This window comes from Stenotrophomonas sp. FBCC-B152 (assembly GCF_059134105.1).
On record NZ_CP101442.1, the window covers coordinates 1,564,378 to 1,578,499 of the forward strand.

Here is a 14,122-nt window from a genome sequence, read left to right on the forward strand (position 1 = left end):
GGGGCGTTTTCTTTGGCGGTCAATCAACGCCGCGCGCGGGATGCGAACGACTCAGCGCTGATCGGCTCGAGCTCTTTGACGACACAGCTGCCGGTGTCGGTGCGCAGCTTGCTGGCACTTGCGCCACACAGCTGGCCGTCATTGTTCGGGGTGGTGAACTCCAGCTTGCGCGAGAAACCCGCCTGGCTACAGCTGGTCTCGAAGTGGACGATGTAGTGATCGGTGCCGTTGCGCAGCAGGATGCTGCGATCGGCGCCCTTGCGGACCAGCTGCTGGTCGCTGGACAGGGTGATGCAATCGGAGCCGGCCGCGGCAGCGGGCGCGCTCTGCGCGGACGCCGAACCGGCAGCGCTGGAAACAACCAACAGGCAAAGCGCAATCAGGGTCTTCATGGCGGGGGCCAGTAGGTCACGGTCCGGAGTGGACCGTAGACCACAGTGCCCACCTTTGGCCGGTGGCGAATCTGCATCAAGGCAGGCTGACTGATGTCAGGGTGCCGTGGGGCAGGGTGACTGCCGGCATGGTGGGCGCAGCTGAATGGCGCCCACGCAAAAAGGCCAGCGCAGGGCCGGCCTTTGATCGCGTCTTCCGGAGAAGCCGCCCTTCCGCTTACTTCATGCGGTAGGTTATGCGACCCTTGGTCAGGTCGTAGGGCGTCATTTCAACCTTGACACGGTCGCCCGTCAGGATGCGGATGTAGTTCTTGCGCATGCGGCCGGAGATGTGGGCGATGATTTCATGCCCATTTTCCAGTCGAACGCGGAAAGTGGTGTTCGGCAGCGTCTCGCTGACGGTGCCTTCGAACTCGATGGAGTCGTCTTTCGACATGTAGTCCTGTGCAGTTCTATAAACGGCCGAGCTGGCCTTAAGAGCGGGCATTTTACGCGCATCTCCTCCGGGATGCAAAGATTGCGTTAACCGCCTGCCTCAGGCCAGTGAGGCGGCTGGAATCTCCCCAAACCGCGCGGTCCACGCTCCAGGCGCCTCATCGGTAGCCACCTGCGCCCGGACAATGCCCAGGAACCGTTCACGCGGCCAATGCTCGGCCCCCATCCGCAGCAGGTGCTCGTTCTCCACCTGCGCATCGATCAATGGCCAGCCCCACGACGACAGCCGATGGGCCAACCCGGCCAGTGCCACCTTGGAGCCGCCGCTGGCCGCGCTGAACATGCTCTCGCCGAAGAACATCCGGCCGATGGCCACCCCGTAGATCCCGCCCACCAGTCGGTCGCCGTCCAACACCTCGACCGAGTGGGCGAACCCCAGGGCATGCAGCGCCACATAGGCCTCGACCATGTCCCGGGTGATCCAGGTGCCGTCCTGCCCCGGGCGGGGGCTGGCCGCGCAGGCCTCGATCACCTCGCGGAAGCGGGTATCGGCACGCACTACCCAGCCGCTGGCGCGCAGGCTGCGGCGGAAACGCGAGGACAGGTGCACCCCATCGGTGCGGAACACCATGCGCGGGTCCGGTGACCACCACAGCAGCGGCTGGCCCTCCGAGAACCACGGGAAGATGCCGCCGGCGTAGGCATTGAGCAGGCGCACCGGCGAGAGGTCGCCACCGAGCGCCAGCAGGCCATCCGGGTCCCGCAGCGCGGTTTCGGCAGGCGGGAAGGGCGCATCCGGACGGTCGTCCAGCCGCCAGGGCAGGTGCCGCGTCATGTGGATTCGATCGACTTGAAGGGGGTGTGCTCCGCCAGCAGCTGCGCGTAGCGCTGCACTTCCTCGCGCTCCTGTTCGCACCAGCCGGCCAGCGCGCCGGCAAATGCCGGCTCGGCCAGCCAGTGCCTGCTGCGTACCGGGTGCGGCAGGAAGCCGCGCGCCAGCTTGTGCTCGCCCTGCGCGCCGGGCTCGAAGCGGGTGAGCCCTTCGCGCAGGCAGTACTCGATGCCCTGGTAGTAACAGGTTTCAAAATGCAGGCCGGGCAGGGTGGCGCCGCCCCAATAACGGCCGTACAGGGTATCGCCGCCGCGCAGGCACAGCGCGCCGGCCACCGGCTGGCCCTCCAGCATGGCCAGGAAGATCACCAGCTGGCGCGGCATCGTCGTGGCCAGGTGCTGCACGAACGGCAGGGTCAGTGCCGGCGAATTGCCGTATTCGCTGAAGGTCTGCAGGTAGAAGTCGTGCATGGCCTGCAGGTCGGCGTCGGTGGCTTCATCGCCGTGCACGATCCGGTAGCTCACCCCGGTGCGGGCCAGCTTGGCGCGCTCCTGGCGGATGTTCTTGCGGTGCTTGTGGTCCATGGCGGCCAGGAAGCTGCTGAAGTCGGTCCAGTCGCCCGGGTTGTGCCACTGGAACTGGATGTCCTTGCGCAGCAGCCAGTCCGGGCCGAACGCGGCGTCGTCATCGGCCAGGTGGAAGTTCACGTGCGCCGACGACCAGCCCATGCGGGCCACTTCGGCGCGCAGGGTCTCCACCAGCGTGCGCGCGGTTCCTGCATCCCTGGCCAGCAGCCGCGGCCCGCTCACCGGCGAATACGGCACCGCGCCCAGCCACTTCGGGAAGTACGCCAGCCCGTGGCGGGCATACGCATTGGCCCAGGCGTGATCGAACACGAACTCGCCATGCGAGTTGTCCTTCAGGTAACCCGGTACCGCCCCGATCAACTGGTCGCCGTCCCACAAGGTGAAGTGGCGCGGCCGCCAACCCCATTCCGCACGCAGGCAGCCGTGTTCTTCCAGCCCCTGCAGGAACGCGTAACTGACGAACGGGTTGCGGCCGTCGTGCAGCGCATCCCAGTCGGCGGCGGACAGGTCGGTGAGGCGATGTAGGAAGCGTATATCGGGCATGGCTGAAGGATAGGGCAGGCCGATGGAAAACGGGGTGTTTTAGGCGGCGTTGATCGGCTTGCGGTAACCGATAGGAAAGTCGTTCAGTAGCGGCCGGGAAGCGTGCGTTGGGGCGCGTTCGTGTGGCCCTGAAGGGAGGAGATTTCGCTGGCGCATCCGGAGATGCGTCAACTACCTTCAAGGAGAAACGGAAATGGTAAGTAAAGGCCTACATTTGTTCGCGGTGGGGTGCGGGATTCTGCTTGCTGCGGGTGTCGTTGATTCACAGGCTGCGCCCGTGCCTGGCGGCAATGGCCACCCCATCGAATCGAAAGATGAGGCTACGCAGACGACCTGGTACGTCGATGCCGAGCTGATCCACCTGATGGAGAAGGAAGCGTCCAGAGGCGTTTCGACCTACCTGCAGAGCAGGGATGTGCTGCGAACGGTTGATGTGAAGGTCACCATCGACATGAGCAAGAAGCAGGTGCTGGCAGACTTTGGCCAGGGCTTTCTTCCGGGAACTGGCGAGGGATATGCAGAGATGTTTCTGCATGAACTCGCTGTGACGCTTCGTCTATACGCAGAGAAGGCTGGGCTTCCCATCGTTGATGTGGACTTCCGGTTCCAGGGAAAGCCGCTCAAGTACTACTTCCCCGAGGATCTTGCGGTGCCTCCACAAAGAAACGTAGATCGATCGGGGGAAAAGGATTGGGTGGGCCGATAAGAGATGGGGTGTTTTAGGCGGGGTCGATCGGTTTCCAATCTTCGATTGAAACGTTTTTCGAGATGGTGGACGAAAGGTGCTTGAGCGCCCAAATCGGCAAGCCCAATGGGAGCAGATTTCAAGTGGCACGCCGAGCAGGCGGCGCAACCTTCAGCCCACTCAAGGAGTTTTACCATGATCAAACGAAACCGTTTCCGCTGCGTTCTTTCCACATCAATGCTTGCTGTCGGCGCATGCTGTGTCGTCGTCCCCGCTGTGCTTCACGCTTCTTCGGTTGCGGGCACGGAAATTGATACGGAGCTCGATCTGCTCCTGACACGTACAGCCCGGGACCTGACCGGGCGAATCAAACTGCTTGAAGGGCAGGTGCGGAGCAGTCGTGCCAGTGCCTCTGTTGACCTTGCGCGAGGCGTCATCACTGTGCGCCTGGATCGCGCGTTCCTGCCCCGTGACTATGGTCCAGCATTTGAAGACCAGCGTAGTCTTATTGATAACGCGTTGCTGACTGTGACGGAGCCATACCTGCATGTTTCGCAGGTCAAGTACCTTTACGGTGGTTTCGATATTTACCACTACTTTCCAGAGGTTAAGCAGGAGGACGACAAGGCTCGAGAGGCGGGCGAGCGCATCCGTCGTGAAAAGCAGGAGCGACAGAGGATCGGGATTGTGACAGGTTCAGGCGTGGCATTCGTGGCGGCCGGCCACGGGTACTACCTTGATCACAAGGACCGCGTATGGAAGACGCAGCGAGAAGAGCATAACGGGATTATGGAGGGGATGCTCACGCCGTCCTATGCCGCCGAACTCAAGAGTGCTCTCGAATCCCGCTCTCAGATGCCGGTGTACCGACCTCGCGTCCAGGGTGGTGCCGAGGCACACCCCGAAAGCGGGCGGGAGTGGTGGCGGATGGCCGCGCGCTACGCAGTGGCGGCGCAGTACCCGGGTCATCCCGATATATGGAATACCCACGCAGGGAGTGCGGCCCATGATCGTGAATACAAGGAGGACATCAACAGTCGCCCACTGCTCGCCAATCACCTGGGTGCAGAGGTTGCCATACACATGCACAGCAATGCGGACGACACGGGTGCAGCTCGCGGCGCCCGCGTCATTGTCCAGCCAGGGCGGTCCGTAGATGCGGCGCTGGGGGCCAGCGTGCTGTGCGCGATGAAAGAGCTGATCCGGAGTGCCGCGGGTTATGGTGACTTCATTGTCGCATCGGCGCCCCATGCCGCAGACAAGGGCGAGAACAGGCTTGCCGCTATGCCATCGATCATTGTCGAGACGGCATTTCATACGCATCCGGAAGATGCGGCGGCACTATTGGACCCGGTGTTCCGTGCGGCTTCCATGAAGGGGGTTGAGAAGGGCTACCGCCTGTTCCGTGATGGCAAGGACTGTACGCCGCTGGCGTTGTCAAAGATTGATCGCGTTACCGTTCCTGCGAACGGCGCGGCAGAGACCAACGTTCGTTTCGACGGCCATCCACAGTTCCCGATAACCCTCAGCTTCACGCCTGTTTACTGCACCCAGCCCGGGGCCTGCAGGGCGGAAGAGAAGACGGTTGCGGAAGCATCCGCCTCTCCCATCAAGGTGCAGATGTCCTGCGAAGGGAGCGGCTATGGCATGGTCAACTGGAGCACGGTAATGCGCGATGCCGATGGCGTCACATCCGGCCCCGTCGAGCACTGGATGACATGCCAGGGCGGTGGTTGATCGGCCGGCGCATAAGGAAGGTTGGGTGCAAAGGTATAGGCCGGCGCATTGCGCCGGCCTTCGGAGACAGAATGAAGTTTAGGCAGCGGTGGCATGCAACTGCACGCCGAGGGCGCGCGTCACCTTCAGGATCGTGGCGAAATCCGGGCTGCGCTCGCCGGAGAGGGCTCGGTACAGGCTCTCACGTGAAACGCCCGCGTCGCGCGCGACCTTGCTCATGCCTTGGGCGCGGGCAATATCACCGAGCGCCTTGGCGATGAATGCGGAGTCGCCGTCACTTTCCATGATGCAGGCATCCAGGTACGCGGCCATTTCCTCCGGGGTGCGCAGGTGCTCCGCAACGTCAAACTTTTCTACCTTTGTCTTCTTCTTGGCTGTCATGTCGCTGTAGCTCCGGTAGTTTCGTTGCGCGGTGCTCTTCTTCTTTCGTATGGCGTCATAAATTGCGAGCCAGTTCCTTTGCCTTTTCAATATCTTGCTGCTGGGAGCTCTTATCGCCGCCAACCAGAAGAATAATGATCCGGTTGCCTCGTTGTGTGTAGTAGACGCGATAGCCGGGACCTGCATCTACGCGAAGCTCAGCTATTCCGCCGCTTAGATTGCGGTGGTCCCCGGGATTGCCATCGGCAAGTCGGCGAATGCGGGCGAGGATCCTTGCGCGACCTGCGACGTCCTTGAGGGCATCCATCCACGCTGCGAATTGGTCGGTTCGCTGTAGCTCCATCGAAAAAGTGTAGCCTACGGGCTACATTATGTCTATCTCCCCACGTCCCGCGATCTCGAAACGAAAAAGGCCGGCGCTGGGCGCCGGCCTTCTGGGGTGTTTCAGGTGCCGCCGATCAGCTCAGCTCGCCCTTCGCGTCCAGGTAGCGCTCCGCATCCAGTGCAGCCATGCAGCCGAAGCCGGCCGAGGTGATGGCCTGGCGGTAGTGCTGGTCGGCCACGTCGCCGGCGGCGAACACACCTTCCACCGAGGTCTGGGTGGCGTTGCCGCCCAGGCCCGAGCGGATGTCCAGGTAGCCGTTGTTCATGGTCAGCTGGCCCTCGAACAAGCTGGTGTTGGGGTGGTGGCCGATGGCCACGAAGAAGCCGTGGGCGTCGATGTCGCGGGTGCTGCCGTCCAGGGTGGACTTCACGCGCACGCCGGTGACGCCGGCTTCATTGCCCAGTACTTCGTCCACCTGGTGGTGCCACACGGTTTCGATCTTGCCCGAGGCGACCTTGGCGAACAGCTTGTCCTGCATGATCTTTTCCGCCTTCAGGGTGTCGCGGCGGTGGACCAGGTAGACCTTGCGGGCGATGTTGGACAGGTACAGCGCCTCTTCCACGGCGGTGTTGCCGCCGCCCACCACGACCACGTCCTGGTCACGGTAGAAGAAGCCGTCGCAGGTGGCGCAGGCCGACACGCCGCGGCCCTTGAAGGCCTCTTCGGTCGGAATGCCCAGGTACTTGGCGGTGGCGCCGGTGGCGATGATCAGCGCGTCGCAGGTGTATTCGGCGCTGTCGCCGATCAGCTTGAACGGGCGCTGGGTCACATCGGCGGTGTGGATGTGGTCGAAGATCACTTCGGTCTCGAAGCGCTCGGCGTGGGCCTGCATGCGCGCCATCAGGTCCGGGCCCATCAGGCCGTGGGCGTCGCCCGGCCAGTTGTCCACTTCGGTGGTGGTCATGAGCTGGCCACCCTGCTGCAGGCCGGTGATCACCACCGGGTTCAGGTTGGCGCGGGCGGCGTAGACCGCTGCCGTCCAGCCGGCCGGGCCGGAACCGAGGATGACGAGCTTCTGGTGGCGGGAAGGCTTGGAATTGCTCATGTAGACTCGCAAAGAGATGATGGGGCGGGGCGCTGGCGAAAGATTGCCCGGCGTCCAAGACAGGTCATAGAGTGGCGGCAGGGGTCGCCCGATTCAAGGCGAGCGGTGGAACGGCGCAACCCAGCCGGTGGTGGTTGGCGTGCCGTCAGTCGTTTATTATCAAGCACTAACAGTGCATTCCCAAGGTCTGGTCTAAGGTGGCGAAACAGGTCCCGGAACGATCCAAGTCTCCCGTCGGCAAAGCGGCGTCGCGCCGTGCTGCGGCTGCGGCACCGGTCGAAAATCCCCGTCGGCAGCGCCTGTGGCGCGACCTCGGCCTGATCGCGATCGCGCCGGCGCTGCTGTATCTGGTCGCCAGCCTGTTCACCTATTCGGCGAGCGATCCGGGCTGGTCGCACACCGGCAGCGTGGTGGCGCCCATCCACAACATGGGCGGGCGGGTAGGCGCCTGGGTGGCCGACGTACTGCTGCAGCTGTTCGGCTACATGGCCTTCCTGCTGCCGGTGGTGCTGGGCGCGCTGGCGTGGTTTGCCATGTTCGGGCTCAAGCGCGAGAGCAAGGGCGAACACGACCTGGATCCCGCACTGCGGCTGGTCGGGCTGGTCGGCTTCCTGATTGCCGGCACCGGCTTCCTGCACCTGCGGCTGTTCAGTGGCGATGTGGGCCATGCCGGCGGCATCCTCGGCCGGTTGGTCGGCAATTCGCTCAGCGCCGGGTTCGGCGCACTGGGCGCGAACCTGTTCGTGCTGGTGCTGCTGCTGGCCTCGATCACCCTGGCCACCGGCATTTCGTGGTTCGTGGTGATGGAGAAGATCGGCCGGGCGGTGCTGGCGCTGCCGCCGCTGCTCAGCAAGAAGAAGGAACAGGCCACCGAATGGCAGCAGACCCGCGCCATGCGCGAGGAACGCCAGGAAGTGCGCAAGGTGGACGCGGAAGTGCGCGCCAAGCGCGAGCCGGTCAAGATCGAGCCACGCCCGGAGCCGGTGCTGGAAAAGAGCGACCGGGCCAAGCGCGAAACCCAGATTCCGATGTTCCGCGGCGTCAATGGCGATGGCTCGGACCTGCCGCCGCTGGCGCTGCTGGATGATCCCAAACCGCAGCCCAAGGGCTACGACGAAGAGACGCTGGAAACGCTGTCGCGCCAGATCGAGTTCAAGCTCAAGGACTTCCGCATCGATGCGCAGGTCGTCGGCGCGTACCCGGGCCCGGTGATCACCCGTTTCGAGATCGAGCCGGCGCCGGGCATCAAGGTCAGCCAGATCAGCTCGCTGGACAAGGACATCGCCCGCGGCCTGTCGGTCAAGTCGGTGCGCGTGGTGGACGTGATTCCGGGCAAGTCGGTGGTGGGTCTTGAGATCCCCAACGTCACCCGCGAAATGATCTACCTGTCCGAACTGCTGCGCTCCAAGGAGTACGACAAGTCGGCCAGCCCGCTCACCCTTGCCCTGGGCAAGGACATCGCCGGCCGCCCGACCGTGGCCGACCTGGCGCGCATGCCGCACCTGCTGGTGGCCGGTACCACCGGCTCGGGCAAGTCGGTGGCGGTCAACGCCATGGTGCTCAGCCTGCTGTACAAGGCCTCGCCGAAAGACCTGCGGATGCTGATGATCGACCCGAAGATGCTCGAGCTGAGCGTCTACCAGGGCATCCCGCACCTGCTGGCGCCGGTGGTCACCGACATGAAGGAAGCCGCCAACGGCCTGCGCTGGTGCGTGGCTGAAATGGAGCGGCGCTACAAGCTGATGAGCGCGGTGGGCGTGCGCAACCTGGCCGGCTTCAACAAGAAGGTCAAGGACGCCGAAGACGCCGGCCAGCCGCTGATGGACCCGCTGTTCAAGCCGAACCCGGAGCTGGGCGAAGCCCCGCGTCCGCTGGAAACGCTGCCCTTCATCGTCATCTTCATCGACGAATTCGCCGACATGATGATGATCGTCGGCAAGAAGGTCGAAGAACTGATCGCGCGCCTGGCGCAGAAGGCGCGTGCGGCCGGCATCCACCTGATCCTGGCCACCCAGCGCCCGTCGGTGGATGTGATCACCGGCCTGATCAAGGCCAACATCCCGACCCGCATCGGTTTCCAGGTCAGTTCCAAGATCGATTCGCGCACCATCCTGGACCAGTCCGGCGCCGAAACGCTGCTGGGCCACGGCGACATGCTGTACCTGCCGCCCGGCACCGCGTTGCCCGACCGTGTACACGGTGCGTTCGTTTCCGATGAGGAAGTGCACCGCGTGGTGGAGCACCTCAAGGCCAGCGGCCCGGCCGACTACATCAGCGGCGTGCTCGACGAAGTGCAGATGATGGGCGATGGCGTGGTGGTCGGCGCCGGTGGCCTGCCCGAGTCCAGTGGCGGGGCAGGGGACGAATCGGACCCGTTGTACGACGAAGCGGTGCGGATCGTGACCGAAACCCGGCGCGCCTCGATTTCCGGCGTGCAGCGCCGGCTGAAGATCGGCTACAACCGCGCCGCGCGCCTGATCGAAGCCATGGAGATGGCCGGCGTGGTCACCCCACCCGAACACAATGGCGACCGCAGCGTCCTTGCGCCGCCCCCGCCGAAATAACGCCGGAACCGCAATGATCCGCATGACATGGATGACCGCGTTCGCGCTGGCGTTGGCGCCTTTGCTGGTGTCGGCCCAGGCGGTCGCCCCGGCCCAGGTGCCGGCGCCTGCAATGGCGCCGGCACCGGCACCGGCCCCGCCGGCCGCCGCCAGCGATACCCAGGCCAGCAACAACTTCAGCTTCGTCAGCTATCGCGCCGATTACGTGGTGCGGCCTGATGCCGGCAACGTGCAGACCGAGTCCTATGACATCCTGCTCAAGACCAAGGCAGCGGTGGAACAGTTCAGCCAGGTGCGGCTGAGCTACAGCGAGAAGATGGAAACGCTGGAGGTGCTGTCGGCCTACACCCTGACCGCCGACGGCCAGCGCCGCGACGTGCCGGCCGACCGCATCTACACCCAGGAAAGCTACTCCAGCGCCGCGGCGGCCATGTACGCCGACCGCAAGGTGCGGGTGGTGGTGTTCCCCAACCTGGCGCCGGGCACCCGGGTGGTCTACCAGACCCGCCGCACCCAGAACCTGCCGTACTTCCCGGGCTACTTCAGCCTGTGGGAAACCTTCAGCGGGTTCTCCCAGTACGACGATGCGCAGGTCACCCTGAGCGCGCCGGCCTCCCTGCCGATGTATGTGCAGCAGCGGGGCGTGCAGGGCAGCCAGAAACCCGTGATCCGGAACGGGCAGGCGACCTGGGCCTGGCGCTACCGCCGCCCGGACCCGATGCCGGTGCAGATCTGGACCGCCGCGCCGTGGGAATTCAGCCCGACCATCATGGCCAGTACGTACCGCGACTGGGCGCAGGTGGCGCAGGCCTACCAGCTCAAGGGCGGCGAAGCGGCACGGGTGACCCCGGGCATCCAGGCGCTGGCCGACGAGGTCACCCGCGGCATCGTGGACCGCCGTGAGCAGGCCGCCGCGCTGTACCGCTGGGTGTCGCAGAACATCCGCTACGTGGCGGTGTACCTGGGCAACGGCGGGCTGGAGCCTAACCCGGCGCAGAGCATCCTCGACAACCACTACGGCGACTGCAAGGACCATGTGGTGATTCTGGAGGCGCTGCTGGCCGCGCGCGGCATCGACAGCACACCGGTGCTGATCGGCGCCGGCGGCGGCCCGACCCTGCCGGACATTCCGCTGCTGGGCCGCTTCAACCACGCCATCACCTACATTCCCGAGTTCGACCTGTACCTGGATTCGACCAGCGCGTATGCGCGCTTCGGCCAGCTGCCCGACGGCGACCTGGGTGCGCCGGTGTTGCATACCCGGCAGGCCAACGTGGCGCGCACGCCGGCCAACGATGCTGCACGCAATGGCAGCGGGTTCGAGGTCACGTTCCAGTTCGATAAGGACGGCAACCTGCAGGGGCAGACGAACCCCCAGCCGCGCGAAGTGGGCGAGATCGGCATGCGTGGCTCGTTCGCCCGGCTCAACGCGCAGAACCGCGCGCGGGTGGAGGAATCCATCATGGCCTCGTCCGGCTTCGATGGCAGCGGCACGCTGACCCTGCTGGGCGACCCGCAGGACCTGACCCGGCCGTTCAACTACCGCTACGACTTCCACGCACGCGATTACGTGGACTTCGGCGTGGTCGGTGGCATGGTGCTGCCGGACCCGCCCGGGGGTGAGTCGTTCCGTGACATCTACGCCACCACCTCGGCGCCGGACAACGCCACCCCGTTCTACTGCAACGACAACCTGCGCGAGGAAACCTACCGTCTGGCGTTCCCGGCGGGGGTGCCGATCGTGGCGATGCCGCGCAACCAGCAGTTCCGCAATGCCGCCGGCGAGTACACGCTGCAGTGGACCCGCGAGGGCCAGGCCATCGTTGCCCGCCACCGCCTGCACCAGAACGCGGTGCGCGGGGCGGATGCGCTGTGCCAGCCGGGCGACTATGCTGCGTTCCGCGAGCTGTACCAGCAGGTGCGGCGCGGCTTCCGCGGGCAGGTGGTCTACGGCGACCTGCGCACCGTGCAATCCGTCCCCTGATCCCCCATTCAGGATGACCTCGGCACACTGCCGGCCATCCTTCCTACGTTCATTGGATATCCGTATGCAGAGCACCTTCCGCCGCTGTCTCGTCGCCGCCACGCTGGTCTGCGCCAGTGTCGGGTCGGTGTCTGCCTGGGCCGGCGCCCGCGATGAGCTGACCACGTTCACCAAGGGCCTTAAGGGCCTGGACGGCACGTTCGAGCAGAAGGTGTTCGACAGCAAGGGCAAGGTGAAGGAAACCACCAGCGGCAGCGTGGCGCTGTCCGTGCCGAACCAGTTCCGTTGGGAGTACAAGGTCCCGCACGAGCAGCTGATCATTGCCGATGGCAGGAACGTGTGGGTATACGAGCCGGACCTGCAGCAGGCGACCAAGCGAGTGCAGGGCGCCGAGGAACAGAACAGCCCGCTGATCGCGCTGATCACCCCGGCGCTGCTGGAAAAGCAGTACGACGTCAGTGAGGAAGCCGCCCCGCGTGATGGCCTGCAGTGGCTGTCGCTGACCCCGAAGCGGGAAACCGAGACCTCGTTCCAGTACGCCGCGCTGGGCTTCAACGCGCAGGGCCTGGCCCGCATGGAAGTGACCGATGCGGTGAACCAGCGCACGGTGATCTCTTTCAAGGACTGGAAGCGGAACCCGACGTTCCCGAAGACCACCTTCACGTTCACGCCGCCGAAGGGCACCGACGTCATCGGCAATTGAGGGTAGCCGGGCACGGCCCGGCGCTACGTCATTCGGTCATACAATAGTGGCGTGGCCAGAAACCGAACGACATTCAATGAACCCGATCTGCTGACGGTGGATCGGGACAGCATGCGCCCGCTTGCCGAGCGCATGCGCCCGCAGACCCTCGATGAGATGGTGGGGCAGAAGCGCCTGCTGGCCCCGGGCAGCGCGCTGCGCCGGGCGGTCGAGTCCGGGCATGTGCACTCGATGATCCTGTGGGGGCCGCCAGGCTGCGGCAAGACCACGCTCTCGCTGCTGCTGGCGCACTACGCCGACGCCGAATTCCGTGCCATCTCCGCCGTGCTGTCGGGCCTTCCCGAGGTCCGGGTGGTGCTGGCCGAAGCCGCCCAGCGCTTCGCCGAAGGCCGCCGCACGGTGCTGTTCGTGGACGAAGTGCACCGCTTCAACAAGGCCCAGCAGGATGCGTTCCTGCCGCACATCGAACGCGGCACCATCGTGTTCGTCGGTGCGACCACGGAAAATCCCTCGTTCGAGCTCAATTCGGCACTGCTGTCGCGCTGCCGCGTGCACGTGCTGGAAGCGGTGTCGCCGGCCGACATCGTCGAGGCGCTGGAGCGGGCGCTGCTGGACAAGGAGCGCGGGCTCGGTGCCGAAGCGCTGCAGGTCACGCCCGACGCCCTGCTGGAGATCGCCACCGCCGCCGATGGTGATGTGCGGCGCGGGCTGACCCTGCTGGAGATCGCCGCCGAACTGGCCGGTGGTGAAGGCGGGCGGATCAGCCCGGAGATGCTGGTGCAGGTGCTGGCCGACCGCACCCGTCGTTTCGACAAGGGCGGTGAGCAGTTCTACGACCAGATCTCGGCGCTGCATAAGTCGGTGCGCAGCTCCAACCCGGATGCGGCGCTGTACTGGCTGACGCGCATGCTGGACGGTGGCTGCGATCCGTCCTACCTGGCCCGGCGCCTGACCCGCATGGCGATCGAGGATATCGGCCTGGCCGACCCCCGCGCGCAGTCGATGGCGCTGGAAGCCTGGGACATCTACGAGCGGCTGGGCAGCCCGGAAGGCGAGCTGGCCTTCGCCCAGCTGGTCCTGTACCTGGCCAGCACCGCCAAGTCCAACGCCGGCTACGCCGCCTTCAACCTGGCCAAGCAGGAAGTGCGCGAGACCGGCACCCAGGAAGTGCCGCTGCACCTGCGCAATGCGCCGACCAAGCTGATGAAAGAGCTGGGTTACGGCAAGACCTACCAGTACGACCACGATGCAGAAGGTGGCATCGCGCTGGACCAGACCGGCTTCCCAGATGCGATGGGCGAGCGGGTGTATTACCAGCCGGTGGCGCGCGGACTGGAAATCAAGCTGAAGGAAAAGCTCGACCGCCTGCGTGCAGAGCGCGAACAGGCGCGGGCGCGCAAGGGGAACGAATGATGGGTGGCTTCGGGGCGTGGTGGCAGCAGCTGGGGCTGGTGATGGCCGGTGGCGCGCTGGGCGCGGCGCTGCGTTTCATCATCGGCGACGCCATGCTGCGCCAGTTCGGCAACGGCTTCCCCTGGGGCACGCTCACGGTGAACCTGGTGGGCGCCTTCGCGGTCGGCTACGTGGTGGTGTGGCTGCAGACCCGCGGCAGCGCCGCGCTGTATTGGCGCGCCTTCGCCATCGTGGGGATCATCGGCGGGCTCACCACGTTTTCGTCGATGATGCTGGAGGCGGTGCTGCTGGTCCGCAACGGACGCGGCTGGGTGATGCCGACGTATCTGGGCATCAGTCTCGTCGCCGGCTTTGCGCTGGTGTGGCTCGGTGCGCGGTTGGCGGAGTCCGCCGCCGCGCGTTGATCGATTTCGCGCATTTCTGCTGGATTTCCGTG

14 protein-coding genes are annotated in these 14,122 nt (G+C 65.2%); 7 read left to right on the top strand and 7 right to left on the bottom strand.

The window, feature by feature from the left end:
- Positions 1-23 precede the first annotated feature (23 nt).
- The 4 genes from NMB40_RS07475 to NMB40_RS07490 form a co-directional block, all read right to left on the bottom strand.
- A complete protein-coding gene (locus NMB40_RS07475; protein ID WP_494360620.1) occupies positions 24-392 on the bottom strand; it encodes a hypothetical protein in 369 nt (122 codons plus the stop codon).
- 217 nt (positions 393-609) lie between these two features.
- On the bottom strand, positions 610-828 hold the full coding sequence (infA, locus tag NMB40_RS07480) for a translation initiation factor IF-1 (RefSeq protein WP_005409596.1): 219 nt from the start codon (positions 826-828) through the stop codon (positions 610-612).
- 99 nt (positions 829-927) lie between these two features.
- Positions 928-1,662 carry a leucyl/phenylalanyl-tRNA--protein transferase gene (aat, locus tag NMB40_RS07485; RefSeq protein WP_494360621.1) on the bottom strand — a complete coding sequence of 245 codons (735 nt, stop codon included), beginning with the start codon at positions 1,660-1,662 and terminating at the stop codon, positions 928-930.
- A complete protein-coding gene (locus NMB40_RS07490) occupies positions 1,659-2,789 on the bottom strand; it encodes a GNAT family N-acetyltransferase (protein ID WP_494360622.1) in 1,131 nt (376 codons plus the stop codon). The genes aat and NMB40_RS07490 overlap by 4 nt, the downstream gene beginning before the upstream one ends.
- 193 nt (positions 2,790-2,982) lie before the next feature.
- Here NMB40_RS07490 and NMB40_RS07495 point away from each other — a divergent pair, with 193 nt between their 5' ends.
- Positions 2,983-3,495: a hypothetical protein gene (locus NMB40_RS07495; RefSeq protein ID WP_494360623.1), complete on the top strand. Its 513-nt coding sequence runs from the start codon at positions 2,983-2,985 to the stop codon at positions 3,493-3,495.
- Between the two features lie 174 nt (positions 3,496-3,669).
- Positions 3,670-5,211, top strand: a complete 1,542-nt coding sequence (locus NMB40_RS07500) for an N-acetylmuramoyl-L-alanine amidase (RefSeq protein ID WP_494360624.1) — start codon at positions 3,670-3,672, stop codon at positions 5,209-5,211.
- A 78-nt stretch (positions 5,212-5,289) separates the two neighbouring features.
- Here the strand turns inward: NMB40_RS07500 and NMB40_RS07505 are convergent, their stop codons facing one another.
- The 3 genes from NMB40_RS07505 to trxB form a co-directional block, all read right to left on the bottom strand.
- On the bottom strand, positions 5,290-5,592 hold the full coding sequence (locus NMB40_RS07505; protein WP_282245163.1) for an addiction module antidote protein: 303 nt from the start codon (positions 5,590-5,592) through the stop codon (positions 5,290-5,292).
- Positions 5,593-5,647: 55 nt separating this feature from the next.
- Positions 5,648-5,935, bottom strand: coding sequence for a type II toxin-antitoxin system RelE/ParE family toxin (locus NMB40_RS07510; RefSeq protein WP_494360625.1), 288 nt, complete (start codon positions 5,933-5,935; stop codon positions 5,648-5,650).
- Between the two features lie 115 nt (positions 5,936-6,050).
- Positions 6,051-7,022 (bottom strand): thioredoxin-disulfide reductase, encoded by a 972-nt coding sequence (gene trxB / locus NMB40_RS07515; RefSeq protein ID WP_068851800.1) that lies wholly within the window; start codon positions 7,020-7,022, stop codon positions 6,051-6,053.
- Between the two features lie 197 nt (positions 7,023-7,219).
- Between trxB and NMB40_RS07520 the strand changes: the two genes are divergently transcribed.
- The 5 genes from NMB40_RS07520 to crcB all read left to right on the top strand — a co-directional run bounded on the left by NMB40_RS07520 (position 7,220) and on the right by crcB (position 14,090).
- Positions 7,220-9,586 carry a DNA translocase FtsK gene (locus NMB40_RS07520; protein WP_494360626.1) on the top strand — a complete coding sequence of 789 codons (2,367 nt, stop codon included), beginning with the start codon at positions 7,220-7,222 and terminating at the stop codon, positions 9,584-9,586.
- 13 nt (positions 9,587-9,599) lie between these two features.
- Complete coding sequence (locus NMB40_RS07525) at positions 9,600-11,570, top strand: DUF3857 domain-containing protein (protein WP_494360627.1); 1,971 nt, start codon at positions 9,600-9,602, stop codon at positions 11,568-11,570.
- A 64-nt stretch (positions 11,571-11,634) separates the two neighbouring features.
- A complete protein-coding gene (gene lolA / locus NMB40_RS07530; RefSeq protein WP_494360628.1) occupies positions 11,635-12,273 on the top strand; it encodes an outer membrane lipoprotein periplasmic chaperone LolA in 639 nt (212 codons plus the stop codon).
- A gap of 111 nt (positions 12,274-12,384) precedes the next feature.
- Positions 12,385-13,686 carry a replication-associated recombination protein A gene (locus NMB40_RS07535; RefSeq protein ID WP_494360629.1) on the top strand — a complete coding sequence of 434 codons (1,302 nt, stop codon included), beginning with the start codon at positions 12,385-12,387 and terminating at the stop codon, positions 13,684-13,686.
- Positions 13,686-14,090: a fluoride efflux transporter CrcB gene (crcB, locus tag NMB40_RS07540; RefSeq protein ID WP_282247653.1), complete on the top strand. Its 405-nt coding sequence runs from the start codon at positions 13,686-13,688 to the stop codon at positions 14,088-14,090. The genes NMB40_RS07535 and crcB overlap by 1 nt, the downstream gene beginning before the upstream one ends.
- Positions 14,091-14,122 lie beyond the last annotated feature (32 nt).